Annotated in this window: 23 protein-coding genes; 9 read left to right on the top strand and 14 right to left on the bottom strand. The window is 67.2% G+C overall.

The window, feature by feature from the left end:
- Positions 1-106: 106 nt before the first annotated feature.
- Positions 107-1,432, bottom strand: a complete 1,326-nt coding sequence (locus ASE61_RS00225; protein WP_061963521.1) for an NAD(P)/FAD-dependent oxidoreductase — start codon at positions 1,430-1,432, stop codon at positions 107-109.
- Between the two features lie 249 nt (positions 1,433-1,681).
- Here ASE61_RS00225 and ASE61_RS00220 point away from each other — a divergent pair, with 249 nt between their 5' ends.
- Complete coding sequence (locus ASE61_RS00220; protein WP_061963519.1) at positions 1,682-2,176, top strand: Lrp/AsnC family transcriptional regulator; 495 nt, start codon at positions 1,682-1,684, stop codon at positions 2,174-2,176.
- Between the two features lie 7 nt (positions 2,177-2,183).
- Here the strand turns inward: ASE61_RS00220 and ASE61_RS00215 are convergent, their stop codons facing one another.
- The 7 genes from ASE61_RS00215 to ASE61_RS00185 all read right to left on the bottom strand — a co-directional run bounded on the left by ASE61_RS00215 (position 2,184) and on the right by ASE61_RS00185 (position 10,674).
- Positions 2,184-3,851 carry an ABC transporter ATP-binding protein gene (locus tag ASE61_RS00215; protein ID WP_061963517.1) on the bottom strand — a complete coding sequence of 556 codons (1,668 nt, stop codon included), beginning with the start codon at positions 3,849-3,851 and terminating at the stop codon, positions 2,184-2,186.
- Positions 3,851-4,705, bottom strand: coding sequence for an ABC transporter permease (locus ASE61_RS00210; RefSeq protein ID WP_156406935.1), 855 nt, complete (start codon positions 4,703-4,705; stop codon positions 3,851-3,853). The genes ASE61_RS00215 and ASE61_RS00210 overlap by 1 nt, the downstream gene beginning before the upstream one ends.
- 2 nt (positions 4,706-4,707) lie before the next feature.
- Positions 4,708-5,658, bottom strand: coding sequence for an ABC transporter permease (locus tag ASE61_RS00205; RefSeq protein WP_061963512.1), 951 nt, complete (start codon positions 5,656-5,658; stop codon positions 4,708-4,710).
- A gap of 89 nt (positions 5,659-5,747) precedes the next feature.
- Complete coding sequence (locus ASE61_RS00200; protein ID WP_061965423.1) at positions 5,748-7,361, bottom strand: ABC transporter substrate-binding protein; 1,614 nt, start codon at positions 7,359-7,361, stop codon at positions 5,748-5,750.
- A gap of 64 nt (positions 7,362-7,425) precedes the next feature.
- Complete coding sequence (locus ASE61_RS00195; protein ID WP_061963510.1) at positions 7,426-8,142, bottom strand: HAD-IA family hydrolase; 717 nt, start codon at positions 8,140-8,142, stop codon at positions 7,426-7,428.
- 292 nt (positions 8,143-8,434) lie between these two features.
- A complete protein-coding gene (locus ASE61_RS00190) occupies positions 8,435-9,811 on the bottom strand; it encodes an aspartate aminotransferase family protein (RefSeq protein ID WP_061963508.1) in 1,377 nt (458 codons plus the stop codon).
- Between the two features lie 14 nt (positions 9,812-9,825).
- On the bottom strand, positions 9,826-10,674 hold the full coding sequence (locus tag ASE61_RS00185; RefSeq protein ID WP_061965421.1) for a GNAT family N-acetyltransferase: 849 nt from the start codon (positions 10,672-10,674) through the stop codon (positions 9,826-9,828).
- A gap of 320 nt (positions 10,675-10,994) precedes the next feature.
- Between ASE61_RS00185 and ASE61_RS00180 the strand changes: the two genes are divergently transcribed.
- Positions 10,995-11,663, top strand: a complete 669-nt coding sequence (locus tag ASE61_RS00180; protein ID WP_061963506.1) for a haloacid dehalogenase type II — start codon at positions 10,995-10,997, stop codon at positions 11,661-11,663.
- Positions 11,664-11,688: 25 nt separating this feature from the next.
- Positions 11,689-12,966 (top strand): NAD(P)/FAD-dependent oxidoreductase, encoded by a 1,278-nt coding sequence (locus ASE61_RS00175; RefSeq protein WP_061963504.1) that lies wholly within the window; start codon positions 11,689-11,691, stop codon positions 12,964-12,966.
- A gap of 63 nt (positions 12,967-13,029) precedes the next feature.
- Here the strand turns inward: ASE61_RS00175 and ASE61_RS00170 are convergent, their stop codons facing one another.
- The 5 genes from ASE61_RS00170 to ASE61_RS00150 form a co-directional block, all read right to left on the bottom strand.
- A complete protein-coding gene (locus ASE61_RS00170) occupies positions 13,030-14,490 on the bottom strand; it encodes an NAD-dependent succinate-semialdehyde dehydrogenase (RefSeq protein WP_061963502.1) in 1,461 nt (486 codons plus the stop codon).
- A gap of 13 nt (positions 14,491-14,503) precedes the next feature.
- Complete coding sequence (locus ASE61_RS00165; protein ID WP_061963500.1) at positions 14,504-15,547, bottom strand: tartrate dehydrogenase; 1,044 nt, start codon at positions 15,545-15,547, stop codon at positions 14,504-14,506.
- A gap of 12 nt (positions 15,548-15,559) precedes the next feature.
- Positions 15,560-17,023 (bottom strand): aldehyde dehydrogenase family protein, encoded by a 1,464-nt coding sequence (locus ASE61_RS00160; protein WP_061963498.1) that lies wholly within the window; start codon positions 17,021-17,023, stop codon positions 15,560-15,562.
- A gap of 129 nt (positions 17,024-17,152) precedes the next feature.
- A complete protein-coding gene (locus tag ASE61_RS00155; RefSeq protein WP_061963496.1) occupies positions 17,153-17,506 on the bottom strand; it encodes a cupin domain-containing protein in 354 nt (117 codons plus the stop codon).
- 29 nt (positions 17,507-17,535) lie between these two features.
- Entirely contained in the window at positions 17,536-18,459 is a 924-nt protein-coding gene (locus ASE61_RS00150; protein WP_061963494.1) for a 2-hydroxyacid dehydrogenase, read from the bottom strand.
- Between the two features lie 281 nt (positions 18,460-18,740).
- On the opposite strand from ASE61_RS00150, the gene ASE61_RS00145 reads away from it, so the two are divergent.
- Positions 18,741-19,646 carry a GNAT family N-acetyltransferase gene (locus tag ASE61_RS00145; RefSeq protein ID WP_061963492.1) on the top strand — a complete coding sequence of 302 codons (906 nt, stop codon included), beginning with the start codon at positions 18,741-18,743 and terminating at the stop codon, positions 19,644-19,646.
- A 51-nt stretch (positions 19,647-19,697) separates the two neighbouring features.
- On the opposite strand, the gene ASE61_RS00140 is transcribed toward ASE61_RS00145, so the two are convergent.
- Positions 19,698-20,510: a GntR family transcriptional regulator gene (locus ASE61_RS00140; protein WP_082616981.1), complete on the bottom strand. Its 813-nt coding sequence runs from the start codon at positions 20,508-20,510 to the stop codon at positions 19,698-19,700.
- A gap of 135 nt (positions 20,511-20,645) precedes the next feature.
- On the opposite strand from ASE61_RS00140, the gene ASE61_RS00135 reads away from it, so the two are divergent.
- The 5 genes from ASE61_RS00135 to ASE61_RS00115 are packed head-to-tail and all read left to right on the top strand — an operon-like array spanning position 20,646 to position 26,942.
- Positions 20,646-21,968: a M20 family metallopeptidase gene (locus ASE61_RS00135; protein WP_061963490.1), complete on the top strand. Its 1,323-nt coding sequence runs from the start codon at positions 20,646-20,648 to the stop codon at positions 21,966-21,968.
- An 11-nt stretch (positions 21,969-21,979) separates the two neighbouring features.
- Entirely contained in the window at positions 21,980-23,533 is a 1,554-nt protein-coding gene (locus tag ASE61_RS00130) for an ABC transporter substrate-binding protein (protein WP_061963488.1), read from the top strand.
- A gap of 21 nt (positions 23,534-23,554) precedes the next feature.
- On the top strand, positions 23,555-24,502 hold the full coding sequence (locus ASE61_RS00125) for an ABC transporter permease (protein WP_061963486.1): 948 nt from the start codon (positions 23,555-23,557) through the stop codon (positions 24,500-24,502).
- Positions 24,495-25,319, top strand: a complete 825-nt coding sequence (locus ASE61_RS00120; protein ID WP_061963484.1) for an ABC transporter permease — start codon at positions 24,495-24,497, stop codon at positions 25,317-25,319. The genes ASE61_RS00125 and ASE61_RS00120 overlap by 8 nt, the downstream gene beginning before the upstream one ends.
- A gap of 3 nt (positions 25,320-25,322) precedes the next feature.
- Positions 25,323-26,942 (top strand): dipeptide ABC transporter ATP-binding protein, encoded by a 1,620-nt coding sequence (locus ASE61_RS00115; protein ID WP_061963482.1) that lies wholly within the window; start codon positions 25,323-25,325, stop codon positions 26,940-26,942.
- Positions 26,943-26,945: the final 3 nt, after the last annotated feature.

Here is a 26,945-nt window from a genome sequence, read left to right as displayed (position 1 = left end):
ACTGGCCCATGCAGCATCCGTGCCCGGCGCAGCGAGCGAAAAGACGGATTTTTTCCGGGCCCATAAGCCGGGCTTATGCGATCCGGGCGTGTACCGTTCCGCCGGTCTAGAACTCGGCCACCTTGCCGAAGGCCGAGCCCTCCAGTCGCTCCGGCCGATAGGGCGCCGGATCGACGATCGGCTTCGCACCGGTCACGATATCCGCGATCATGTGACCGGCGCCGGGACCGATGCCGAAGCCGTGGCCGCTGAACCCGGCTGCGAGGATGAAGCCCGGCAGGCCCGTGAGCTCTCCGATGGCCGGCACGCCGTCCGGCGTCGAGTCGATATAGCCCGCCCAGCGCGCCGCGACCGGCACGGCCTTCAGGGCGGGCAGCAGACGCTGCGCCCGCGCATGGGTTTCGGCGATCTGGCGCGGATCGGGCGTCGGATCGAGGATGCGGTTGGCCTCCATCGGCGTCGGCGCGTCGAGCTTCCAGCGACCGAGCGTCTCGTGGCCGGCCTTCCAGCCGTCCAGCCCGCCGATGGCGAGGTTGCGCCAGCGCCGCAGGAACATCGGCACGAACTGGCGGGCGAAGCGCAATTGCTGAGGCGTCGGGTCGACGCGGGCCCCGCCGCTGATCGCCAGCGTGTAGCCGCCATCGCTGCGCCGGGTCACCGAGACCGCGGCCGTATGCAGAGCGTCCGGCAGGCCGGTTGCGCCGGGGGCTACGGATAGAATCGACGATCTGACAGAGGATTGGGGGAAGCGGATGCCGAGTTGGTTGAGGAATGAGGACGCCCAGGCACCGCCAGCGTGGATCACGGTCGTTGTGCGGATCGTGCCCTTCTCCGTCACGACGCCCGAGACGCGACCGCCCGCCGTCTCGATGCCCCGCGCCGCGCAGAACTGATGCACGGTCCCGCCGGACTTGAGGATGCCGCGCGCGATCACCGGTGCGGCCCGGGCAGGATCGGCCGTGCCATCCGTCGGCGAGAACACGCCGCCCTTCCAGCGCTTCCCGGTCGCGCTGCCGCGGTTCGAGGCTTCCTCCGGCGAGAGCATGTTGGTGACGACACCCTCGCCGCGGGCGAAATCGCGCCATTTCGCCCAGCTGGCGAGCTGTGCGTCGTCATCGCTCAGATAGAGCAGGCCGCAGCGACGGAAGCCGAGATCCTCTCCGATCTCCCCGGCGAAACGATCCCAGAGCGTCAGGCTTTCGGTCGCCATCGGCAGTTCGCGCGCGTCGCGGTTCTGCTGCCGGCACCAGCCCCAGTTGCGGCTCGACTGCTCGGCGCCGATCCGGCCCTTCTCGATGAGCGCGACCTTCACGCCGCGCCGTGCGAGATAATAGGCGGCGCAGGTGCCGACGATGCCGCCGCCGATCACGACGACATCGGCACTCTCGGGCAAAGCGGGGCTGGTCTCGATCTCGAACAGTGGCGCCGGCATCACGGTCTCCTTGCCAGGAGACTAACCGGCGGCGAAACTGTCCGTGCACCGCAGATCGCACCCGCACGGCATTTCCTTCGCTTTGATCGCCTGATTTCGCGATGAATATCGGGCAAGCCCCCTGCGCGCCTGTTTTTTAAGCGCGGCATTATCTGCTGCCGGATTGCCGCATGTGCCGGTTTGCGGCATGGTCCGTCGAAGAGCCGGCGGGCGCGCCGCCCCGGCAGCGCCAAGCCCGACGAGGCCCGCATGAAGCTTGACCAGATCGATATCAAGATCCTCTACGAGCTGCAGAAGAACGGCCGGATCACCAATGTCGAGCTGGCCGAGCTGGTGAATCTGTCGCCGAGCCCCTGCCTGATGCGCGTCAAGAAACTGCAGCAGGACGGCTACATCACCGGCTATTCCGCCCGCATCAACGTCGGCAAGCTCGGCCAGACCCTGACCGTCTTCACCGAGGTGACACTGAAGAACCACCGGCAGATCGACTTCGCCCGCTTCCTGGCCGCCATCGAGAAGCTCGATCAGGTGATCGAATGCCATCTGGTCTCGGGTGGTTACGACTATCTCGTGAAGTTCGTCACCAGCGGCATCATCGAATACCAGACCCTGATGGAGCGGCTGATCGACCTCGATATCGGCATCGACAAGTATTTCAGCTTCGTCGTGCTGAAATCGCCGATCGTGAAGCCGCATATGCCGTTGACCAGCCTGTTTCCGGTCACGGCCACGGTCGCGACCTGAGGCGGCCTCAGCGCTTCGCGAAGGCCGCGACGAGTTCCGGGTCGCGTTCGAGCTTGTCGAGCCAGGCCGGGTCGAGCTTGGGCACGGACGACATCAGCAGGCGCGAATAGGGGTGGCCGGTGGTGCTGCCGACCTGGTCCGCAGGCAGCTGCTCGACCTTCACGCCACGATACATGACCGCGACCTCGTCGCAGATCGCCTGCACCGTCGTCAGGTCGTGGCTGATGAAGAGATAGGACAGGCCGAGCTCGCGCTGCAGGTCCTTCAGCAGTTCGATGATGGCGGCGGCGACCACCGTGTCGAGCGCGGAGGTGATCTCGTCGCAGAGAATCAGCTCGGGGTCCGCGGCGAGCGCACGGGCCAGGTTCACGCGCTGCTTCTGTCCGCCCGACAATTCGCTCGGCAGCCGGTGCTTCAGGGCGCGGGGCAGATGCACCAGCTCGAGCAGCCGGTCGATGCGCGCGTCGCGGGCGGCGCCACGCAGGCCGTGGTAGAAGGTGAGGGGCCGGCCTAGGATATCCTCGATCGGCTTGGCCGGATTGAGCGCCGTATCGGCCGACTGGAACACGATCTGGAGCTTGCGCAATTCATCGGCGCTCCGGTCCTGCGCGCGGGGCGCCATCGGCTTGCCGTCGAAGGCGATCGTGCCGGAGGAGGGCGGGATGATGCCGGCGATCGCGCGCGCAAGCGTGGACTTGCCGCAGCCGGATTCTCCGATGATGCCGAGATTGCGCCCGCGCTCCAGCTTGAAGCTGACCTTGTCGACCGCCAGGATCAGCGGTGTTCCGTCCGCCTGCAGCTTGCCGTAGCCGGCGCTGACTGATGCGAGTTCCATCACCGGGCGCGGAACCGCGTCTTCCGGACTTGTGACCTGTACGGGCACGCGCCCGGGCGGCGCGAAGGCCGCGAGCAGTTCCCGGGTGTATGGATGTTCCGGCGCCGACAGGATCTGGGCCGTGGCGCCGATTTCCTGGATGACGCCGCCCTTCAGCACGACGATGCGGTCGGCGATCTGGGCGACGACCGCCAGGTCGTGCGAGACGTAGACGCCGGCCATCCGGCCCTGGCGCATCACGGATTTGAAGGCGCGCAGGACCTCGATCTGCGTGGTGACGTCGAGCGCGGTCGTCGGCTCGTCGAAGATCACGACCTTCGGGTCGCCGATCAGGGCCATGGCCGCCGAGAGGCGCTGGAGCTGGCCGCCGGACACCTGGTGCGGGTAGCGCGTGCCGATCGTCTCCGGCGAGGGCAGGGACAAGGCCCGGAACAGGTCCACCGCCTTGGCTTCGGCCTCGGCACGGGGCATCAGTTCGTGGATGCGGGTGATCTCGATCACCTGGTCCATGATCCGCTGCGCCGGATTGAAGGCGGCGGCCGCGCTCTGCGGCACATAGGAGACCGTGACGCCGCGGATTTTCGCCCGATCCTTCTCGGGCAGGTTGGCCATGTCGCGCCCGTCGACGCTGACGCTGCCGCCGGCAATGCGGCAGCCGGTCCGCGTATAGCCGAGCAGGGTCAGTGCGATCGTGGTCTTGCCCGAGCCGCTCTCTCCGATCAGCGCGACGATCTCGCCCGGCGCGATCTCGAAGCTCACGCCCTTGATGATCTCGACGCGCCGGCCGGCATCGGTGGTCGCCTCGACCTTGAGGTCCCGGATTTCGACGAGAGGGCTCATCATTCGCTCCGGTCGCGGATTTTCTGCGGCAGGTTGTCGATCAGCAGGTTGACCGCGATCGTCAGGCTGGCGATGGCGAAGGAGGGTGCCATCACAGCCGGCGCACCGAAGGGCAGGCCGCCGATATTCTCGCGTACTAGCGAGCCCCAGTCGGCCTCCGGCGGCTGCACGCCGAGCCCGAGAAAGGATAGGCCGGACAAGAGCAGCACGATGAAGACGAAGCGCAAGCCGACATCGGCGAGCACCGGCCCGATGATGTTGGGCAGGATCTCGGCGCGGATCAGGTAGCTCAGCTTCTCGCCGCGGATGCGCGCCACGGTGACGAAATCGGTGGTGTTGACGTTGACCGCGAGCGCCCGCGCGAAGCGATAGGAGCCGGGCGTGTAGATGATGCCGAGGATCAGCATCAGGACGGGGATCGAGGAACCGACGCCGGCAACGGCAACGAGAGCGAACAGCTTGCTGGGGATCGAGCTGAGCGCATCGATGAAGCGGCTCAGCACCGTGTCGAACCAGCCGCCGCTGACGGCAGCGGCCATGCCGAGCGTGACGCCGATCGAGCAGGCGATCAGCGTCGCCGCCAGCGAGATGCCGACGGTGTAGCGCGCGCCGAACAGGATGCGCGAGAGCATGTCGCGGCCGAGGTAGTCCGTCCCAAGCGGGAACTGCAGGCTCATCGGGCCGAAATAGTCGGTGTCGACGATGTCACTGATGCCGTAGGGCGTCACGTAGGGCGCAAGGATCGCGATCGCAGCCCAGGCGAGGATGATGACGAGGCTGATCCAGCCCGTGAGGTTGAACCGATATCCCGCCCGGCGCGGCTTGAGGGTCGTGGTGGTGGCGTCGGTTGCCATGGTCAGCGCAATTTCGGGTTCGACAGGATGGCGATGACGTCCGCCGTCGTGATCAGCAGCAGGTAGACGACGCAGAAGATCATGGCGCAGCTCTGGATCAGCGGCAGATCCCGCGTCGCCACGGCATCGACCATCAGCTTGGCGATGCCGGGATAGTTGAAGATCGTCTCGACGATGATGACGCCGCCGAGCAGATAGGAGAGCGACAGCGCCACCGCGTTGACGATCGGGCCGAGCGCGTTGGGCAGCGCATGGCGCAGCACGACCCGCGTGCGGGAGGCACCCTTGAGCTGCGCCATCTCGACATAGGGCGTGTCGAGGGTTTCGACGACGGCGGCGCGCGACATCCGGATCATCTGCGCGGAGATGACGAAGCTCAGCGTGAATACCGGCATCGCATAGATGCGCAGCATCTCGCCGAAGGAGTGGACGTCACGCGCGAAGGACAGCGCCGGCAGCCATTTCAGCCAGACGGCGAAAATCAGCACGCCCGCCGTGGCGATCATGAATTCCGGCACCGAAATCACCGTGATCGTCGCCATCGTGACCGAGCGATCATAGAGCGTGCCGCGCAGCATGGCGGAGGTGATCCCGAGCGCGAGCGCGATCGGCACCGAGAAGAGGGCGGTCGCGGCCGCGAGCTGGAGCGAATTGCCGAGCCGCCCAGCGATGAGCTCCGCGATCGGCCGGTTATTGGCGTAGGATATGCCGAGATCGCCGGTCAGCATTCCACCGAGCCAGCGGAAGAAGCGCAGGATCGCCGGGTCGTTGAGATGCATCGCGGTGCGAAGCCCTGCAACGGCCTCCGGCGTCGCCGCCTGGCCGAGCAGCACTTCGGCCACGTCGCCGGGCAGGATCTGGGTGGCGCAGAACACCACGAACGAGACGATCAGCAGCGTCAGCAGCGCGACGAGCAGCCGTCCGCCCAGCAGGGACAACAGGTGAAGGTTCATCGACGCTCCCGCAGCTGACACCTCCAGGTGGAGTGTGACACGAAAAGGGGGCCGGACGCACGCGCCCGGCCCGCAGGAGAAAAAGGGCTTTAGCCTTCGAGCCAGACGTACTCGGCGAAGGCGTAGCCCATCATGCCGCCGAGTGGGTTGGGGAGCAGGCCCTTGAGCTTGTTCGAGATCGCGTCGACATTCGAGATGTAGACCGGGATCGCGGTGCCGGCCTCGTCGGCGACCATCACCTGCATCTCGCCGTAGATCTGCTTGCGCTTGGCCTCGTCGAGCGAGCCGCGCGCCTCCAGCAGCATCTTGTCGAACTTCTCGGACTTGTACTGGCTCTCGTTCCACGGCGCCGTGGAGGCGTAGAGCAGCGAGAACAGGATGTCCGGCGTCGGCCGCGGGTTGATGTTGCCGAAATGGACCGGGGCCTTCAGCCAGTAGTTCGACCAGTAGCCATCCGAGGGAACGCGCTGGATGTCGAACTTCATGCCGATCGCGTTGCCGGCCTGCTGGACGAGCACGGCCATGTCGACCGACGAGCCGGCGGCGTCCGAGGCGACGATCGGGATCGACTGGCCGAGCACGCCGGCCTTCTGGAACAGCGACTTGGCCCGCTCGGGATCGAACGCCTTCGGCTTCAGATCCTTGTTGTGATAGACGTTCATCGGCGGAACGGGCTGGTCGTTGGCGATCTCGGCCAGGCCGCGCAAAGCCGATTTCTGGATCTGCTCGCGGTTGAGCAGATACTTCATGCCGGCGACGAAATCCGCCTTGTTGCCGGGCGCCATGTCCAGCCGCATGTTGAGGTTCGTGTAGTTGCCGGTCGTGGTCTTCGACAAGACGACGTTCGGCTGGCTCTCGACCAGGCGCATCGAGCGCGGATTGATCGCGGCGGCCATATGGATATCGCCGGAGAGCAGCGCATTGACGCGCGCCGTGTCGTCGGTGATCGCGAAGAACTCGAAGGAATCGAGGTTCGCCCCGCCGGACTTGAAGTAGTTCTTGTTCCTGGCGGCGATCGAGCGCACGCCGGGCTCGAAGCTTTCGCAGGTGAAGGCACCGGTGCCGTTTGCCTTGGCGAAATTCGTGGTCCCGTCGGCGATGATCATGAAGTGGTGTGTCGACAGGATGGTCGGCAGGTCGCCGTTCGGCGCCGCGAGCGTGATCTCGACGGTCAGCGGATCGACCGCCTTGAACTCGGTCATCTGCTTGGCGAGCGAGTTCGACTTCGAGCCGACGGCGGGGTCGAGATGGCGCTTCAGCGAATAGATGACGTCGGCCGAGGTCAGCGGCTTACCGTCATGGAAGGTGACGCCCTTCTTGAGCGTGACGGTCCAGACCTTGGCGTCCTTGGTCTCGAACTTGTCGGCGAGCTCCATCTGCAGCTTGCCTTCGCCGTCCAGGAAGGTCAGGCGGTTGTAGAAGGCGCAGCAGCGGACATAGTCCGTCGACAGCGAAGCCTTGGCGGGGTCGAGCGTGTCGGCGGTCGAGGACGACCAGCCGGCCGCCTTCAGGTTGCCGCCCTTCACCGGCGTGGCGGCGAGCGCGGAGGTGGCGCGCGCCAGCACGAGGCTGCTGGCGGAAGCGGCAAGGCCGCCGGCCATCAGCATCTGCAGGAGGTCGCGGCGGCTGGCGCCGCGGCGGATCGCATTCTCGACGATGGCGTCGTCGGCGCTCGTCCAGCTGGAAGAAATCTTGTCGGTCATGCTCATTCCCCTCTTCTGATTTGCGCCGTTGCGCCGGCGTTGGTCTTCTTCGTTGCGGGTTCCTTCAAGCCACCAGACGGCTCTCGACGGCATCGGCGAGCGCGCCCATCGAGGTGAAGTGGAAGTCAGGCTCGGTGAAGCGTTCAGGTTCGATCGTGCCGCCATAGCCGGCTTGCGCGTGGCGCCGCTGGATCCAGCAATTGGTCAGGCCGAGCTTCCGGGAGATTCCGATGTCGTGGTACTGGCTCTGCGCGACATGCAGGATCTGCTCGCGCGAGCCGCCCTCCTTCTCGACGAAGGCGAAGACCTGCTCGAAGAAGGCCGGGTCCGGCTTCTCGGTGCCGGTGTCGTCGACGGTGAAGCCGGCATGGAACGGGTTGCCGAGGGCGCGGGAGAAATGCTCGAAAGCCCAGCGCTGGGCATTTGTCATCGCGATCAGCTTGTAGCGCTTTGCCAGCCGGGCGAGGGCATCAGTGCTGTCCTGGAACGGGCGCCAGTCCTTGACGGCGTCCCGCAGGCGCCGCGCATGGCTCTCGCCTGCCGGCAGGCCGAGCTTCGGCGCGATCACGCCGTAGACCCGGACGAGATCGTCGGGGAAGTGCTGGACATCCGGCATATAGCGGGCGGCGCGGTAGAGGTTCAGTGCCTCCCCGCCGTCGAAGGGAACCCCGGCCTCGCGGGCGATGGCTTCGAGGCTGCCGACAAGGCCGCCCTCGAAATCGATCAGCGTGCCCACGACGTCGAAGGTCATGTAGCGGAAGTCGCCGAAACCCTTAGCCATCGCTTCTCCGCTTCTCCCGCTTTTGCGCGCGGGTATCCGTGATCGTCGGCGAGCGCGGTCGCGTCGCCTCGGGGTTGCTCGGTCGCTGGTCGCGACGGTTGCGTTCTGTTCCCCGGCCGCTCTGCGCCGGCCGTGAATGAGTTTCCCACCGCTGGCTCGCCGGATTCACCGAATGTCGAAAACCGGGCGGCACAAAATTCCGAATTCGCGGAGTTCGCGGAATATCGGCTGTTGCGGAAGCGGGCGCGAGGAGAAGCTGCGTCCGCTCCCGATGACGTGATGGACCTGGCGGTCACGCCATCACGGCGCGCACATCCGGGTCGGCCAGCGTCTCGTCGAGCGTCGCACGGGTCCGTTCGACGATCGCGTCGATCTCGCTGTCGGTGCAGCACAGCGGCGGCGCGTAGCCCAGCACACCGTTGCCGAAGGCCCGGATCACCAGACCCTTGTCCCAGGCGCGGTCGAAGATGCGCTGGGCCGGCGCGGCAGTGGCCGGCAGCGGCGTCTTCCTCGCCTTGTCGGTCACGAGTTCGACGGCGGCCAGCATGCCGCGGCCGCGCACCTCGCCGACGAGGGGATGATCGCCGAGGCTTTCCAGCCCGGCTATCAGACGCGCACCGGCCTTGCGGCCATTGTCGAGCAGGCCGTTGTCGTAAAGGCGCAGCACCTCGAGGCCGACTGCGGCGCTGACCGGATGGGCCGAATAGGTGTAGCCATGGCCCACCGCCGCCGCGCCCGCGCCGTCGGCGATGACCGCGTAGACCTTCTGCGACATCAGCACGGCGCCCATCGGCACATAGCCGGAGGTCAGCCCCTTCGCGACGGTCATCAGGTCGGGGACGATGTCCTCGTCCTCGCAGGCGAAGAGCGGGCCGGTGCGCCCGAATCCGGTGATGACCTCGTCGGCGACGAAGAGGATGTCGAGCTCGCGGCAGAGCTCGCGCATCGCCTTGACCCAGCCGGGCGGCGGAACGAGCACGCCGCCGGAGCCCTGGATCGGCTCGCAATAGAAGGCTGCGACCCGCTCGGCGCCGCCCACCGCCTCGACCTTGGCCCTGAGCGCCGCCAGCGACGCGGCGATGACGGCGTCGGGCGCCGAGCCCGCCGGGTTGCGGTACGTGTAATGCGACGGAATTTTATGCTGCCAGTCATAGGGCACGCTGAAGCCGGCATGGAAGACGGGCAGGGCGGTGAGGCCGGCACCGACGGTCGACGAACCGTGATAGCCCTGTTCGATCGAGATGAACTGGTCTTTCTGCGGCTTGCCGCGCGCCTGCTGGTAGTAGCGGATGAAGCGGACCGTGCTGTCTATGGCGTCCGAGCCCCCGAGCGTGAAGTAGACGCGGTTGAGATCGCCCGGCGAACGCTCGGCGAGCTCGGCCGCCAGCCGGATCGCGGGCTCGGAGCCGAGGCCGAAATAGCCCGTCGCATAGGCCAGCTCGCGCATCTGGTTCGCTGCGGCCTCGACGATGCTGTCATGCCCGTAGCCGGCGTTCACGCACCACAGCCCGGCGAATCCGTCGATGAGCTGCTTGCCGGAGGCATCCGTGATGGTCGCGCCTTTCGCCGAGCGCAGCACGCGAACCCCGGCCTTCTCATGGCCGCGATAGGAGGCGACCGGATGAATCCAGTGTTCGCGATCGAGTTCGATCAGGGAATTGCTCAACATGGCGGTTCTCCAGCTTATCCGAGCGCCTGACTGGCGAGAGCGAAGGGTTTCGCGGGCCCGATCGGCTGTCGGCTTGCCGCGTTGCGGCGCATGGCGATGCCGCCGCCGACATGCGCGAGGCCGCACGCGGCGAGCCAGGGGGAGAGCCCGGCGGGCAAGGGCGTGTCGACCCGCAGGAAGGTGCCGGCCCGGGCATTGATCAGGAACGACAGAATGGCTTGCGCCTGCGTTTCGGTCTCCGCGATCACGGGGCCGATCACCTCGCCGCGCCCGAACGGGCGCAAGGCTCCGAAGCCGGTGATGCGGTCTCCTTCGCGCAGGATCGCGACCTGCGCGGTCTCGGCAAGGAGGTGGAGCAGGGTGCGGCGATCGAATCCGAGCGCCTGGCGGTCGAGGGCGGCAATAGTGGCGAAATCCTCGGCACGCGCCCATGCGATGCCGCGCATCGGGACCGGGATCGCTGTCCCCTCGCGGAGATGCCCCTGATGCTGGCGGATCTCATCAGCCGCGCGGAAACCTAGCTTCTCGTAGAGGGGCAGGCCGTCTGCAGTCGCCGTGAGGCAGCATTCCCGCTCGCCGCAAGCCTGCAAGGCAGCATCCATCAGCCGGCGGCCGAGTCCGCGGCCCCGCATCGTTGCAGCCACGATCACCATGGCGATCCTGGCGGATTCGTCGGCAAACGGGGTCATCATGGCGGTGCCGACCACGACCTCGCCCTGGAGCATGACGAAGCCATTGCTGAGCGCGAGCAGCATCGCCCAGTCCTCGCGCCGGTGAGGCCAGCCCGCTTCGCGCGAGAGCTGAAGGGCGCCGTCGAGATGGCGTTCCTCGAACGCGACGAGATCGATCGTTTCCTGGTCCATGCTGCTTCGCTTCGTATCCGTTGCATCATGGATAAGCCGCATGCCGGCGCAGTTCCTCCCGAGGAACGGGCTCAGGCGATATCTTCGGCCGTAGGAACGTGCGGCGACCGCATGGAATGCCACGGCCAGGCGGAAAGGGGCGGGGGCCGCCTCGCGAGGCACATCGGCCGCGGTGGGGAGGCGCAACACTGTGCCACAGCCCCGGGGGCGGACGGCAGTTTGTGCTTCCCGCCGCGGGCAATGCGGTGCTCGCGCCGTTTGAGGCCCGTCTATGATCCGTGCAACGGCCACAACCGTTTCGCCACAGGGGATTTGCGCGGATGACTGTCTTCAAGCCGAAATTCGTCACCTTCGATTGCCACGGCACGCTGATCTATTTCGCGATGGATAAGGCGGCGCGCGCGCTCTATGGCGACAAGCTGGACGAGCCGGCCATGCAGCGCTTCATCACGAATTTCTCGGCCTATCGGCTCGACGAGATCCTCGGCGACTGGAAGCCCTATGAGGAGGTCGTCTATAATTCGCTGGAGCGCGCCTGTCGCCGCAACGGCGTCGCCTTCCGCCCCGAGGATGCGCGCTGGATCTACGAGCAGGTGCCGACCTGGGGCCCGCATGCGGACGTGCCGGCCGGGCTCGCAAAGGTGGCGAAGGAAATCCCGCTCGTCATTCTCTCCAATGCGGATAACGACCAGATTCCGCACAATGTCGCCCGGCTCGGCGCCCCCTTCCATGCCGTCTATACGGCCGAGCAGGCTCGCTCCTACAAGCCGCGCATGAAGGGCTTCGAGTACATGTTCGACATGCTGGGCTGCGGGCCGGAGGACGTCTGCCACGTCTCGTCCTCGTTCCGCTACGATCTGATGACGGCCCATGATCTCGGCATCAGGAACAAGGTCTGGGTCAATCGCGGGCACGAGCCGGCAAACCCGTATTACGGCTATACCGAGATCAAGGACATCGGCGGCCTGCCCGGCGTCTTCGGCCTCTGAGGCAAGGGCAGGGGACATAGGCGCGATGCAGTTCAAGTCCTATTGGCATGATACGGCGGCGCCCTTCGACGGCGCCGTTTCCGGGCCGGTCGAGGGCAGCTATGACGTGGCGGTGATCGGCGGCGGCTTCACGGGTCTCGCGGCGGCGCGCCAATTGGCCATGGCCGGTGCGAAAGTCGTCGTCCTGGAAGCCCGAAGCGTCGGTTACGGCGCCTCGGGCCGCAATGGCGGCCATCTCAACAACGGCCTCGCCCACAGCTTCGTCGGTGCCAAGGAAGCGCTCGGCACAGAGCGCGCCGTCGCGCTCTACAAGGCCTTCGACGACTCGGTCGATACGATCGAGCGGATCGTGGCGGAGGAGGGCATCGACTGTGCCTTCCGCCGCGCCGGCAAGCTCAAGCTCGCCTCGAAGCCGGAGCATGTCGCCTCGCTCACCCGCAATTTCGAGGTGCTGCATCGCGAGGCCGATCCCGATACCGCGATGCTGAGCCGGGCCGAGCTCAAGAGCGAAATCGGCTCCGATGGCTTCCATGGCGCGATGCTCTCGAAGAAGAGCGCGATGATGCATATGGGCCGCTTCGTCGCCGGGCTTGCCACCGCCGCGGTGCGTCATGGTGCGGTCATCCATGAAGACGCCCCGGTCACCGGGCGGCGGCAGGAGGCCGGGCGACATATCCTCGACACGCCGCGCGGCAGCGTTTCCGCCAGGGACGTGCTGGTCGCGACCGGCGCCTATACCTCCGGCCCCTTCGCCTGGTTTCGCCGGCGCGTCATCGCGGTCGGGAGCTTCCTGATCGCGACGCGGCCGCTCACCGAAGCCGAGGCCGCTGCGACCATGCCGGGCAACCGCACGGCCGTGACCTCGCTGAACATCGGCAACTACTTCCGCCTCGCCCCCGACAACCGGCTGATCTTCGGCGGCCGGGCGCGCTTCTCCGCCACCTCCGACCAGACCTCCGATGCAAAGAGCGGAGCCATCCTGCGTGCGAGCCTTGCCGGCATTTTCCCGCAGCTCAGGGATGTCGAGATCGACTATTGCTGGGGCGGGCTGGTCGACATGACCAAGGATCGTTATCCGCGCGCCGGCTACGAAGACGGTGTCTGGTACGCGATGGGCTATTCCGGGCACGGCGCGCAGATGTCGACCCATCTCGGCATGATCATGGCCGATGCGATCCTCGGCCGGCCGGATCGCAACCCGCTGAAGGGGCTGTCCTGGCCGCCGGTTCCGGGCCATTTCGGCAAGCCCTGGTTCCTGCCGCTGGTGGGGCTTTACTACAAGGCGCTCGACCGGATTGAGTGAGCGCATCGCACTGTCGCGACAGCGTGAACAGGCGCCGGGAAACTCCCGGCGCCCATTCTGTTTTCAGAGACCGCCGATGTGGAAGGCCTTGACCTCGAGATATTCCTCGATGCCGAGCTGCGAGCCCTCGCGGCCGAGGCCGGACTGCTTGACGCCGCCGAAGGGGGCGACTTCCATCGAGATCGCGCCGGTATTGAGGCCGACCATGCCGAATTCCAGCGCCTCGCCGACGCGCCAGGAGCGGCGCATGTCCTGCGTGAAGAAATAGGCGGCCAGGCCGAAGGGCGTGCCGTTGGCGACGGCGATCGCCTCCGCCTCGCTGCGGAAGCGGAAGAGCGGCGCCACCGGGCCGAAAGTCTCCTCGCTCGCCAGCAGCATCTCGGTCGTCGCCTCACCCAGGACTGTCGGCGTGGCGTATTGCTTGCCGTTCGGCATCCCGGCCGCGCTTGCGAGACGCCTGGCGCCCTTCGCCAGGGCGTCATCGACATGGCGCCCGATCTTCTCCAGCGCCGCGGCATTGATCATCGGGCCGATATCGATGCCGGCCTCGGTCCCCGGGCCGACCTTCATCGCCGTGACGCGGGCCGAAAGCCTCTCGGCGAAGCGGTCATAGATGCCGTCCTGCACCAGGATGCGGTTGGCGCAGACGCAGGTCTGGCCGCCATTGCGGAACTTGGAAGCGAGGATGCCGTCGATCGCGAGGTCGAGATCGGCATCGTCGAAGACGATGAAGGGTGCGTTGCCGCCGAGCTCCAGGCTGAGCCGCTTGATGCTGTCGGAGGCCTGTCGCATCAGGAGCGCGCCGACGCGCGTCGAGCCGGTGAAGGAGATCTTGCGAACGCCGAGATTGCCGGTGAGCTCGGCGCCGATCTCGGTCGGCAGGCCGGTGACGATGTTGACGACGCCGGCCGGGATGCCGGCCCGCTCCGCCAGCACGCCGAGCGCGAGCGCCGAATAGGGCGTCAGCTCCGAAGGCTTGATCACGACGGTGCAGCCGGCGGCAAGCGCCGGCGCGACCTTGCGGGTGATCATCGCGTTCGGGAAGTTCCAGGGCGTGACGATGCCGCAGACACCGACGGGCTGCTTGAGCACGACGATGCGCCGGTCGGCGGTCGGGGCGGGGATGGTCGAGCCGTAGATGCGCCGGGCTTCCTCGGCGAACCATTTCACGAAGGAAGCCCCGTAGCGGATCTCGCCGCGGGACTCGGCGAGCGGCTTGCCCTGCTCGCGTGTCAGGATCAGCGCGAGGTCCTCGAGATGCTCGAGCATCAGGCCATGCCAGGCTTCCAGCAGCACCGCGCGCTCGGCCGGGGTTCGGGCGCGCCAGCTCTCGAAAGCGGCCGTGGCGGCGTCGATCGCGGCGCGGGTTTCAGGCGTGCCGGCGTCCGGCACCGTGCCGAGAACCGCTTGCGTGGCGGGATCGACGACGTCGAGCGTGCGGCCCGAGGCCGCGCCGATCCACTCGCCGCCGACAAGGCAGGCTTCCTGCACGAGTCCGGGGTCGCGAAGGCCTTCGATGGTCATCTCTGCTGTCCTCTCAACCCAGCGCCGCGACGATGGCGCTGGTGATCTCGGTTGTCTTGTGCTGGCCGGGCTTCGTGCCGATGCCACGAGCGGTTGCGGCTTCGATAGCGCTGATCACGGCGGCTGCCGCGCGCGATTCCCCGAGGTGGTCCAGCATCATCGCGCCGGACCAGATCGCCGCGATCGGGTTGGCGATGCCGAGATGGGCGATGTCCGGGGCCGAGCCATGCACCGGCTCGAACATCGAGGGCGCGTTGCGCTCGGGGTTGATATTGGCGGAAGCCGCATAGCCCAGCCCGCCCTGGATGGCTGCGCCGAGATCGGTCAGGATGTCGCCGAACAGGTTCGATGCGACGACGACGTCGAGGCTTTCCGGCGCCATCACCATCCGCGCCGCCATGGCGTCGATATGGTAGTTCGCGACCTCGACATCGGGATAGTCGGCCGCGACCTGGGCGGTGACCTCGTCCCAGAACACCATCGAATATTTCTGCGCGTTCGACTTCGTCACCGAGGCGAGCTTGCCGCGGCGCTTGCGGGCCTGCTCGAAGCCGAAGCGCAGGATGCGTTCGACGCCCTTGCGGGTGAAGATCGCCGTCTCGACCGCGACTTCGTCGCCCGTGCCGTTATGGATGCGGCCCCCAGCGCCCGAATACTCGCCCTCGGTGTTTTCGCGGATGCAGAGGATGTCGAAGGCACTGGCGCGCAGCGGCCCCTCGACGCCAGGCAGCAGCCGGTGCGGGCGGATATTGGCATATTGCACGAAGGCCTTGCGGATCGGCAGCAGGAGCCCGTGGAGAGAGACCGAATCCGGCACGCGCTTCGGCCAGCCGACCGCACCGAGCAGGATCGCGTCGAAGCCGCGCAGCGTCTCGATGCCGTCCGGCGGCATCATCGCGCCGGTCTTCTCGTAGAAATCGCAGGACCAGGGAAAGCTCGTGCCGTCGAGCGCGAAGCCCGCGCCGGCCGCCGCCTTGTTCAGCACCTGCCAGGTCGCGTCGATGACGGCGATGCCGATGCCGTCGCCCGGGATCAGGGCGATCTTGTAGGATTTCACGGTGCAGTCTCCTCAGACGGCGATCAGGACGCTCTTGGATTTGCGATTGGCGAGATAGGCCTCGCGGCCGAGGTCCTTGCCGAGACCGGACTGCTTGTAGCCTCCGGTCGGCAGGATGTGGTCCCGCGAGCGGCCATAGCGGTTGACCCAAATGGTGCCGGCCTGCAGGCGGTCGATCGCACGCAGGGCCCGCGACAGGTCGCGCGTGTAGAGGCCGGCGCAGAGCCCATAGGTCGGATGATCGGCGAGCCCGAGCCCTTCCTCCTCCTCTCGGAAGGTCTGGACGGTCAGGACCGGTCCGAAGATTTCCTCGGTCACGGCGGGCGAACTGGCGTCGACGCCCTCCAGCACGGTCGGCGCATAGAAATAGCCGGCATGGTCGAGGCGTTCGCCGCCCAGACGACAATTGGCGCCGCGCCCCACTGCCGCATCGACGATGCCAGCCATGCGGCCGATCTGTCGCTCGGAGATGATCGGCGAATAGGCGCTCGCGGCGTCCCAGGTCGGACCTGGCCGGACTGCCCGCATGCGCTCGACGATGAGCCCGACGAGCTCCTCCGCGACGCTCTCCGCCACGATCAGCCGCGAGCCGGCGACGCAGGCCTGGCCGGCATTGCCGAGGATGCTGCGGGCGATGGCGCCGGCCGCGAGCGGCAGGTCGGCATCGGCGAAGACGAGCTGCGGGCTCTTGCCACCGAGCTCGAGTGTCATCGGCTTGATGCCTGTACGGGCGATGTTTTCCATGATCGCGGCGCCGGCGGCGGTCGAGCCGGTGAACGAGACCTTGGCGATGTCGGGATGGCCGGTGATCGCGGTGCCGGTGGTCCGGCCGTCGCCGAGCACGATATTGACCAGGCCCGCCGGCAAGCCGGCCCGCACCGACAGTTCCGCCAGGTAGAGCGTGGCGAAAGGCGTCATCTCCGAAGGTTTCAGCACGACGGCATTGCCGGCCGCGAGTGCGGGGCCGAGCTTCCAGCCGGCCATGTTGATCGGGAAGTTCCAGGGCGTGATCGCGCCGACGATGCCATAGGGCTCCGTCGCAATCATGCCGAAGCTGCCGGAGCCTGTCGGGACGAGATTGCCGCCTTCCTTATCGGCGAATTCGGCGAAGAAGCGGATCTGCTCGGCCGTCACAGGGACGTCGCCCGCCATGAGCTCGGAGATCGGCCGGGTCGAGGCGACGGCCTCCAGCCGCGCCAGCGTTTCCGCTTCCGCCTCGATGAGGTCGGCCCAGCGATGCAGCGCGCGGGCACGCTCCCGCGGCGCCAGGCGCCCCCAGCCGCTCTCGGCCAGGGCTGCCTTCGCGGCGGCCACGGCGCGGTCGACGAGGCTGGCATCGCCGACAGGGCAAGCGGCGAAAGCGGCCGCGTCCGAAGGGCGATGCAGGTCGATGCCATCCTTGGCATCGACCCATTCGCCGCCGATGAAATGGCCGCGCGGCAGCGTGACCGAGGAGGGGTCGAAACTCAGCGACACGGCGGATCTCCAGCTGGCGGGCGTGTCAGGCTAGATCGGCCACACCCGCAGTTTGCGCCTCTGAACGTGCCGGCGCCGATCGGAAATCCCGTTTGCCCCGCCCGGTGCGGCCGATTCTTCGGCACGGCGTCAGCCGGCAATGACGTAGATCTTCCGGACGGTCTCGATCGTCTTCCAGACGCCGACATAGCCGGGCTTCATCACGAAGCTGTCGCCGGCGCGGAAGATGCGCGGCGGTTGGCCTTCCTCGGTCAGCTCCACGACGCCGGAGAGGATGCAGCAGAACTCCATCGTCTCGCCCTTGATCGAGCGGGTCTCGCCCGGCGTGGCTTCCCACACGCCCGTGCGGACGGGGTCCTTGCGGGATTCGTCCTGCGCCCAGGTCTTGAAGGAGGGATCGCCGGAGATCAGGCGGTCTGCGGCCGCCTTTGAATGCTTGGGCTCGCCGGTTCCGGCGAGGTCGAGCTTGACGAGGAGAGACATGGGAAAGCCTTTCGTTGGGCAGGGGGGATTCAGTAGCCGCGGCTGCGATCGACCAGGCCGATCGGCGGCAGGCCGGAGCGATGGCGACGGATATTCTCGATGACGGCCCTGGCCGCGGGCTCGGCCTCCACCTTGCTGGCGATATGCGGCGTCAGGATCACCTTGGGATGGCTCCACAGGCGATGGCCGGGCGGAAGCGGCTCCGGCTCCGTGACGTCGAGCACGGCGCCGGACAGATGGCCTCTGTCGAGTGCATCGAGCAGGGCGGCCTGGTCGAGATGCTGGCCGCGACCGACATGCACGAGGCCCGCCCCAACGGGGAGTTGCGCAAAGAGCTCCGCATCCAGAATGCCGGTCGTCTCGGGCGTGAGCGGCAGCAGGCAGATCAGGATATCGGTCTCGGCGAGCAGGGTGGACAGGCCCGCCGCGCCATGAAGGCAGCGTATCCCGTCGATCGATCGCGGCGAGCGGCTCCAGCCGGATATCGGAAAGCCGAAAGGTTTCAGGCGGTCGATGACGGCCGATCCCATCATGCCCAGGCCGAGCACGCCGATCCGGCGGTCGGTGGCGGATACGATATCATACGCCTCCCAATGCGCGGCGTTCTGCTGGGCGATGTAGAGTGGCCATTGCCGATGCAGGGCGAGCACGCCGAGCGTCACGTATTCCTGCATCATCCGGGTGATGCCCTCCTCGACCATTCGGACGACGAGGACGCCGGGCGGCAATCCGTCCGTCTTCATCTGGTCGATCCCGGCGCCGATCGAGAACAGGATTTCGAGATTGGCAAGGCGGTGGAGATCGTCCGGGGCCGTCCAGGTGACGAGATAGCGGATATCGGCGGGATCATAGGCATCGCCGGCCTTGAGGAAGCGGATATCCGGCAATTCCTCGGCGAAGCGCGCCGAAAACACCCGGGCCCGCTCATCGGTGGAGTTGAAGAGGAAGGTCAAGGCGGGCTCCGTGAGATCGGAAGATCAGGCTGTTCCTGCACGAATTCTGCGCCGAGCCGTTCGCGCATCCCGTCACGGGCGGCTCCGGGTCAAGGCGGCGTTGGCGACATGATAGGGCCGGCGCACCGGCCTTCGCATCGTTTCGGCACCGCCTCGCGGACTTCCCTGCCGAATTGCCGTGGAATAACGGTGCTTCCTGTTGCGGGATTGGTTTAGAACCGATCGGTACCCGGCTGGAATCGACAGACGGGCAGAGCCGTGGACACGGCGGAGGCTGCGATTTGGAGACGATCGCCCGACTGCATATCGACACGTTCGAGCTCAGCTTGCGCGACATCAGGCAGGTCGATCCCACGCTGCTGCATGCGCTGTCCGTTTCGGTGGGCTGGCCGCATCGGGAAGGCGACTGGCAGATGCTGCTCGATCTGGGGCAGGGGCTTGCCGCCGTCGACGAGATCGGACGGGTCGTCGGAACCGTGATGTGGCTCCGCTACAGGCCGGATTTCGCCATGGTCTGCATGCTGATCACCTTGCCCCGCCTGCAGGAGCAAGGGGCGGGAAGCTGGCTCATGGAGAAGGCGCATGAGCTGAATCCGGGAGTCGTTTTCGGTCTCACCGCGACGCGGGAGGCGAAGCGGCTCTATCGCTCGCTCGGCTACGGGTACGAGCAGAAGGTCCTGCGTTGTCAGGGGGAGGCCGCCCCGGATGCGCTCAATCCTGGAAAGGTCATGCCTTTCGCCAGGACGGAAGGCTCGCTTCGTCCGCTCCAGGCCGAGGATCACGACGGTCTTCTGCGGCTCGACTGCGCGGCGATCGGCCTGGATCGCTCCGCCGTTTTCGGTTCCCTGCTTCCGGTATCCCAGGGACATGTCCTGATCCGCAACGAGGAGATCGTCTCCTTCGCCCTTTGCCGGCCGTTCGGACGAGGGCACGTCATCGGCCCGGTCATCGCTGCGACCGAGGCCGATGCGATCGCGGTCTCGCGCCCCTATGTCGAGGTCCATGCCGGCAGGTTCCTGCGAGCCGACACGCCGGCCTGCAATACCGCCTTCACCAACTTCCTCGTCGCCAGCGGCATGCAGATCCACGACAGCGCCACATCGATGGGGCTGGGACGGGCCCCCTACATGCCGTCGATCCCGGGCGGTCCGCGCCGCATCGCGCTCGCCAGTCAAGCGCTCGGCTAGCGAGACCACCCGGAGGCTGGCGCCGAACCCGCGTCCGGATGTGGCACGGGCCTATCTGACTTCGTTGACATAGGCGTGAGCGGCCGTCGTCGCGCGGTGCCATCCGAGGATGGTGGGCACGCCCGCCTGATCGTAGGCGACCTCGTCGATGGTGAGCACGGCTTCACGCCCGCCGAGTTCGAGCAGCGCGATATCCTCGTCATCGGCGAGATCGGCGGTGATCTGTTCGCGAACCGCGGAAATCCGGATACCGTAGCGTTCCAGCAGGTGGAGATAGAGCAGGGGCGGCAGGTCGGTGGTGCCGCACGGCCAGTCCGGCAGCCGTTCCTGTGCCATGATCATCCTGTCGTGCATCACCGGGCGGCCATCGACATGGCGAACGCGGCGAATCCTGATCACGCCTCCGGCCCTGATCTGCAGCGCCTCCGCCTGTGCCGGCGTAGCGGGCAGGGCCTCGACGCTCAGGAATCGGCTGGTCGAGTGGACGAGACTGCCATCGGCCCGGTGCAGGCGGAAATACTGGAAGAAGAAGCGCAGGCTGTGATGCGGCGTCCGGCCGGTCACGACCGTGCCGGTCTTGCGGCGGCGCGTCAGCAATCCCTCCGCCACCAGATCGCTCATCGCGCGGCGCACCGTGCCGACCGCGATGCCGAAGCCCTGGGCGAGGGACGTCTCGCTGGGAAGAACCATCCCCGGCTGCCATTCGCCGACCAGGATCGCTTCCGACATATGGCGCTTCACGCGCTCATAGAGCGGCGCGGCTTCGCCGGCGCCGAAATTCGGCAGGGTCGGCGCCGCGGCTCTGGCATCGCTGCCCGTTCCGGCCGCAGAGGCCGTCGCATTTTTGGCATTGACAGGGGGCATGCCGCTGAGTCCTATTTCTATATAGTTTATATGAAAGAGAGGGGACCGCAAATGGCATTGCCAGAAGCGGCATTTCGATTGCTCCATCGCAGATCACACGGGCGCCGGACAAGCGCGGCGTCGCTGGGCTGAACGATGGTCGAGCCTGTATCCCTCCGACAAAACGAGACGGCGCTGGCCGAGGCCTGCGGCTGGATTGCCGCCAATGCCGACGATGCGGTCGCCGGGCTCGGCCGGATGATCGCGGTCGACACCTCGTTCCCGCCCGGCCTGGGCTATGATGATTTCGCCGACCTCATGGAGGCGCTCGTCGCCCCGCTCGGCTTCGAGGCCGAACGGGTCACGGTGCCCGAGAGCCTGTGGAAGGTGCCGAATGGACCGGCAGCCGGCCCGCGCACGAACCTGATCGCCAGTCGCGCCGGCGGGAAGCCGGTCTGCGGCCTTTATTTCCACGTCGACACGGTGCCGGCCGCGGCGGGCTGGAAAACCGATCCGCTGCGCATGGAGTGCGACGGCGATCGCCTGATCGGCCTGGGCGCGGCCGACATGAAGGGTTGCGTCGCCGCGATCCTGCTGGCGTTGCGCGCGGCCCGGACCTGCGGCGTCGAACTCGCCTACGACCCGATGCTGCTGTTCTGCACCGACGAGGAGGGCGGCCTCTATCCCGGCATCCGCTACCTCGCCGAGCAGGGCCGCCTTCCCGAGCACATCCTCAACTTCAACGGCAGCGCCGAGGCGCGGGTCTGGGCCGGCTGCTTCGGCCTGTTCAACCTGCTCGTCCGCATCCACGGCCAAGCCGTCCATGCCGGCGAAGGCAACCGCAAGGGCTCCGGCCTGAACGCGATCGAGGGAACGCTGCCGCTGCTCAACGCGCTGACGGAGCTGAAGGCGCAGATCGCGACCCGGATCTCGGCCCTGCCGCCGCCGCCCGGCAAGCCGCCGCTCGCGGCGCAGCTCAACCTCGCCGCGATCCAGGGCGGCACGGCCGGCGGCCAGGTTCCGGCCCTCGTCGAGCTGACGCTCAACCGGCGCTATGCCCCGGAGGAGCGCTTCGAGGAGGCTCTGGCCGAGATCGAGGCGGTGATCCGCCGCAGCACCGCCGCCGTGCCGGGTCTCTCGGTCGAGACGGCGCTGGTCGGGCATCTGATGCCGACCGCGGACCCGGTCGGGCCGCATTGGCCGCGCTGGCAGGCCGCGATGGGGCAGGGCTTCGGCTATGCGCCGGAGGACTTCCGCAAATGGGGCGCGGCGAGCTGCTCCGATTTCGGCTGGGTCCAGCGCGCGACCGGCCGGCAGGAGGTGCTGCTCGGCGGGCTCGGCCGGCCCGACCGCAACGTCCACTCACCGGGCGAATACACCACGGTGCCGGACATCGTCTCGCTGGCGCAGGCGGTGCTGTCCTATCTCGCCGCCGATTTCAGGCCCGACATCAACCCCGATCTATCCCCCAAGAGCTGAAGGAGCGTTCCATGCCGAGCATCCATCGTCGCGATTTCCTCGCCGCTTCCGCCGCTCTCAGCGGCCTTGCCCTGTCCGGCGTTCCGGCCTTCGCGCAGACGCCGCGCCGGGGCGGCACGCTGCGCGTCAGCGTCGACCAGGCGGTTTCCAAGCTCAATCCGCTCGTCACCCGCGTGAACCCGGAATACCTCGTCGCCGAACTGCTCTACTCCAACCTGACCCGGCTCAAGCCCGACATGAGCGCCGAGCCTGATCTTGCTGAATCCTGGACGAATTCCGCTGACCTGACCGAGTGGACCTTCGCCCTGCGCAAGGGCCTGAGCTTCCATGACGGCTCGCCCTGCACGGCGGCCGATGTCGTCGCGACCTTCGAGGCCATCCTCGACGCCAAGACCGCCTCGCCGGCCCGCCAGAACGTCGGCCCGATCGCCAAGGTCGTGGCGAAGGACGATGCCACCGTCGTCTTCAGCCTTTCGGCTCCCTTCGCCGATCTGCCGGTGACGCTCGCCTACACCAACGCCAAGATCGTGCCGGCCGCGGTCATCAAGGGCGGTCTCCAGAAGCTCGACCGCGAAGCCGTCGGCACGGGCCCGTTCAAGCTCGTCTCCTTCGAGCCGGAGCGGCAGATCGTCGTCGCCCGCAACGACGCCTATTACGACAAGGCCCGGCCCTATCTCGACAGGATCGAGATCCTCGTCTTCCCGGATGTCAGCGCCGAGGCGTCAGCGCTCATCGCTGGCGATACCGACCTGATCTCGACGACCCCGCCGACCGAATTCGGCCGCCTGCAGAAGGCGAGCGGGGTCAAGGCGCTGCGCGTGCCGTCGGGCCAGTTCTGCAACGTCAATTTCGGCTGCGACCAGAAGCCCTTCAACGATGTGCGCGTGCGCCAGGCGCTGGCTCTCACCGTCGATCGCGCCGCCATGGTCGATTTCGTCACCGAGGGCTTCGGCTCGCCCGGCAACGATACGCCGCTCAACCCGGCCTATCGCTTCTATGCCGATCTCCCGGCCAAGAAGGCCGACATCGCCAAGGCCAAGGCGCTGCTGGCGGAAGCCGGCTATCCCAAGGGGCTCGAGGCGACCCTGATCGCCTCCGACCGGCCCGGCCAGCGCACCCAGCTCGCCGTCGCCCTGCGCGAGATGGCCAAGCCCGCCGGCTTCGACATCAAGGTCGAGACCATGCCGCACGCGACCTATCTCGATCAGGTCTGGAAGAAGGGCTCCTTCTATGTCGGCTTCTACAACATGCAGGCGACGGCCGACGCCATCTTCTCGCTGCTTTACACCTCGAACGCCGCCTGGAACGAGACGCGCTGGAACAATGCGGCCTTCGACAAGGTCGTCTTCGAGGCACGGGCCACCGTCGACGAAGCCAAGCGCCGTGCGCTCTATGCCGAGGCGCAGAAGCTGATGAATGCCGAGGTGCCCTCGATCATCCCGGCCTTCTTCGACCTGCTCGGCGCCCAGCGCGAATGGGTCGAGGGCTATCAGCTTCACCCGCGCGGCGCCGTGTTCCGGCTCGACCACGTCTCGCTCGGCGCCAACGCGCCGAAGCGCGGCTGAGCCCGAGCGGAGCGAGCCAGCGTGTCGCCGGCCTATATCCTCAAGCGGATCCTGCTGATCGGCTACACGCTGCTCGTCGTGTCGCTGATCGTCTTCGCGATCACTCAGGTCTTGCCGGCGGACGCTGCCGTGATGATGCTGGGCGAGAACGCGACGCCTGATGCGCTGGCGGCGTTGCGGACCAAGATGGGGCTGAACGACCCCATCTGGATGCAGTATCTGCACTGGCTCGGCGGTGTCGTCCGCGGCGATTTCGGCGTCTCGATGCGCACCGGCCAGCCGGTCGCGCCGGCGATGATCGAGGCGCTCGGCCGCTCGCTGCTGCTCGCCCTGTTCTCGATCCTGCTGATGCTGGCCGTCGCGATCCCGCTCGGCATCGTCGCGGCGGTGAGAAGGGGCAGGGCGGCCGATCTCGGCGTCAGCTTCCTGTCCTATGTCGGCGTTTCCGTGCCGGAATTCGTCACGGCGACGCTGGTCGTGCTCGTGCTGGCCGACTGGCTGCAATGGCTGCCGGCGACGGGCTACGTGCCGCTGACGGAGGACCCGTTGCGCGGCTTGAAGCATCTCGTCCTGCCGGTGCTGACGGTCTCGATGATCCTGATCGCGCATGTCTCGCGCATGGTGCGCTCGGAACTCGTCGACGTGCTGCACTCCGACTATATCCGCGCCGCACGTCTGAAAGGGCTGTCGAAGCGGCAGGTGCTGTTCAAGCATGGCCTGCGCAACGCACTGCTGCCGACGATTACGATCGTCGCGCTCGATGTCGGCTATCTGCTCGGCGGCGTCATCGTGGTCGAGGAGATCTTCGCCCTGCCGGGGATCGGCCGCCAGCTCATCGTCGCGATCCAGGCGCGCGACCTGCCCTCGATCCAGGCCGGGGTGCTGATCATGGCAACGACCTATGCCGTCGCCAATTTCCTCGCCGACATCTGCTATGCCTGGCTCGACCGGAGGATCCAGTATGATTGAGATCCTCAGGCGCATGCTGCGCTCGCCGCAAGGCGCGCTCGGCCTCCTGATCGTCGGGCTGATCCTGCTCGTCGTGATCGCCGGACCCTGGGTCGCGCCGCAGGATCCCGAGAAGATGGCGCCGCTGATGCGCTACAAGCCGCCGAGCGCCCAGTTCTGGCTCGGTACCGACCAGTATGGCCGCGACATCCTCAGCCGCCTGCTGCACGGCGCCCGCGCCACCGTCGTGATGGCGGTGCTGGCGACCGCGCTCGGCACACTGGTCGGCGCCGTGATCGGCACCGTCTCGGCCTTCCTCGGCGGGCGCAGCGACGAGGCGATCATGCGCACGGTCGACGCGATCATGTCGATCCCGAGCCTGCTGTTGGCGCTCCTGATCGTGAACCTGCTCGGCAAGAGCAGCCTCAACGCATTGCTCGCCATCGCGCTCGCCTTCGCGCCCGGCATGGCGCGGGTGACGCGCTCGGTCGCGCTGTCCGTGCGCAAGCAGGATTACGTCAATGCCGCGGTGGCGCGGGGCGAAAGTGCGGCCTTCATCGTCGGGCGCGAGATGCTGCCGAACGTGGTGGCGCCGATCATCGTCGAGATGACGATCCGCGTCGCCTTCGCGGTGATGCTGTTCGCGACGCTGTCCTTCCTTGGGCTGGGCGCCCAGCCGCCGGCGTCCGAATGGGGGCTGATGGTCTCGGAGGCCCGCCGCTTCATGCATCTGAGCGCCTGGATGATCCTGTGGCCGAGCCTTGCCATCGCGCTGGTCGCGATCGGCTTCAACCTGCTCGGCGACGGCCTGCGCGATGCGCTGAACCCGAGGACCTGAGCGATGAGCGAAACGATCCTCGACATCGCCGGCTACGGTCTCGACTACGCGACGCCGACCGGCTTCATGCGCGCCCTCGACGACGTGACGCTCCAGGTCGCCAAGGGCGAGGTGCTCGGCCTCGTCGGCGAATCCGGCTCCGGCAAGACCTCGCTCGCCTGGGCGATCATGCGCTATCTGCCGGCGAGCGCGCGCGAGGCCGGCGCCATCCGCCTGACCGGGCAGGACCTGCTCAAGGCTTCGGAAGCCGAGATCGAGGCGATCCGCGGCAAGCGCATCGGCATGGTCTTCCAGGACCCGAGCACCTCGCTCAACCCGACCCTGCCGCTCGGCGAGCAGCTCGCCGAAGTGCTGGTGCGCCATCGTGGCCTGACGCGGAAACAGGCCTGGGCCGAGGGCGAGGAACGGCTCGCCCGTGTCGGCCTGAAGATCCCGAAGCAGATGATGCGGCGCTACCCCCATGAGGCGTCGGGTGGCGAGAAGCAGCGCGTGGTCATCGCCACCGCCTTCGCCTGCCAGCCGGAATGCATCATCTTCGACGAGCCGACGACCGCGCTCGACGTCATCACGGCCCGGCAGATTCTCGACCTCTTCAAGGAGCTGCAGGCCGAGACCGGCGTCGCCTCGCTCTACATCTCGCATGACCTCGCGCTGGTCTCGCAGATCGCCACGAAGGTCGCGGTGATCCATCGCGGCAGGATCGTCGAGGAGGGGGCGCTCGGTGACGTCTTCGCCCGGCCGCAGGATGCCTATACCCGCAAGCTGCTCGCTGCCGTGCCGCGGCCGGACCGCCGATTGGTCGAGACAAGCGCGCCCGAAGCAACGAAGCCGCTGGTCGAGGTCGAGAAGGTCAGCGTGCTCTATGGCCGCAAGCCCTTCCTCGGGGCTCTGCTCGGTCGCGCCAACACGCAGTTCACGGGCAACCGGGAGGTCAGCCTGTCGGTAATGCCCGGAGAAATCCTGGGCATCGTCGGGGAGTCCGGCTCGGGCAAGTCGACGCTCGCCAAGGCGATGACGGGCCTCAACCGCTTCGAGGGCGAGATCCGCTTCGCCGGCCGCCGGATCACCGGGCTCTCCGACATGGACCGGGCCTATCGCCGCGATGTCCAGATCATCTTCCAGCACCCGGATTCCTCGCTGAATCCGCGCCAGCGCATCCGGGAGATCCTGTCGCGGCCGCTCGCGCTCTATGGCGAGCCGGGCTCCCGCCGGGACGCGGCTGCGATCGGCGAATTGCTGGAGCAGGTCAGGCTGCCGGCGGCTTACGCCGAGCGCTATCCGCATCAGTTGTCCGGCGGCGAGAAGCAGCGCGTCGCCATCGCACGCGCCTTCGCCTCCAAGCCCAGGCTCGTGATCTGCGACGAGATCACCTCGGCGCTCGACGTCTCCGTGCAGGCGTCTGTGGTCGAGCTTCTGGTCGATCTGCAGAAGCGCTTCGGCACGGCCTATCTGTTCATCACCCACGATCTCAATCTGGTGCGCCAGATCGCCCACCGGATCGCGGTGATGTATCGCGGCGACCTCGTCGATCTCGTCGATATCGCCGCGCTCTCGACCGGCCCCCTCCACCCCTACACCCAATCCCTGCTCGAAGCCGTGCCCGCCCCGGCCACGGCCGCCTGACAT

This window comes from Allobosea sp. Root670 (assembly GCF_001429415.1).
GTDB lineage: Bacteria > Pseudomonadota > Alphaproteobacteria > Rhizobiales > Beijerinckiaceae > Allobosea > Allobosea robiniae.
Note: the sequence above shows the minus strand (reverse complement) of the source record. Positions and strands in the feature narration are given on the sequence as shown.

Bases quoted from the DNA above. Each gene is read 5' to 3' on its own strand.
- ASE61_RS00220 (WP_061963519.1), top strand. From the start codon at position 1,682: ATGAAGCTTGACCAGATCGATATCAAGATCCTCTACGAGCTGCAGAAG.
- ASE61_RS00190 (WP_061963508.1), bottom strand. From the start codon at position 9,811: ATGTTGAGCAATTCCCTGATCGAACTCGATCGCGAACACTGGATTCAT.
- ASE61_RS00175 (WP_061963504.1), top strand. From the start codon at position 11,689: ATGCAGTTCAAGTCCTATTGGCATGATACGGCGGCGCCCTTCGACGGC.
- ASE61_RS00115 (WP_061963482.1), top strand. From the start codon at position 25,323: ATGAGCGAAACGATCCTCGACATCGCCGGCTACGGTCTCGACTACGCG.
- ASE61_RS00185 (WP_061965421.1), bottom strand. From the start codon at position 10,674: ATGGACCAGGAAACGATCGATCTCGTCGCGTTCGAGGAACGCCATCTC.
- ASE61_RS00180 (WP_061963506.1), top strand. From the start codon at position 10,995: ATGACTGTCTTCAAGCCGAAATTCGTCACCTTCGATTGCCACGGCACG.
- ASE61_RS00200 (WP_061965423.1), bottom strand. From the start codon at position 7,361: ATGACCGACAAGATTTCTTCCAGCTGGACGAGCGCCGACGACGCCATC.
- ASE61_RS00155 (WP_061963496.1), bottom strand. From the start codon at position 17,506: ATGTCTCTCCTCGTCAAGCTCGACCTCGCCGGAACCGGCGAGCCCAAG.
- ASE61_RS00120 (WP_061963484.1), top strand. From the start codon at position 24,495: ATGATTGAGATCCTCAGGCGCATGCTGCGCTCGCCGCAAGGCGCGCTC.
- ASE61_RS00140 (WP_082616981.1), bottom strand. From the start codon at position 20,510: ATGCCCCCTGTCAATGCCAAAAATGCGACGGCCTCTGCGGCCGGAACG.
- ASE61_RS00170 (WP_061963502.1), bottom strand. From the start codon at position 14,490: ATGACCATCGAAGGCCTTCGCGACCCCGGACTCGTGCAGGAAGCCTGC.
- ASE61_RS00225 (WP_061963521.1), bottom strand. From the start codon at position 1,432: ATGCCGGCGCCACTGTTCGAGATCGAGACCAGCCCCGCTTTGCCCGAG.
- ASE61_RS00130 (WP_061963488.1), top strand. From the start codon at position 21,980: ATGCCGAGCATCCATCGTCGCGATTTCCTCGCCGCTTCCGCCGCTCTC.
- ASE61_RS00215 (WP_061963517.1), bottom strand. From the start codon at position 3,851: ATGAGCCCTCTCGTCGAAATCCGGGACCTCAAGGTCGAGGCGACCACC.
- ASE61_RS00205 (WP_061963512.1), bottom strand. From the start codon at position 5,658: ATGAACCTTCACCTGTTGTCCCTGCTGGGCGGACGGCTGCTCGTCGCG.
- ASE61_RS00135 (WP_061963490.1), top strand. From the start codon at position 20,646: ATGGTCGAGCCTGTATCCCTCCGACAAAACGAGACGGCGCTGGCCGAG.
- ASE61_RS00195 (WP_061963510.1), bottom strand. From the start codon at position 8,142: ATGGCTAAGGGTTTCGGCGACTTCCGCTACATGACCTTCGACGTCGTG.
- ASE61_RS00210 (WP_156406935.1), bottom strand. From the start codon at position 4,705: ATGGCAACCGACGCCACCACCACGACCCTCAAGCCGCGCCGGGCGGGA.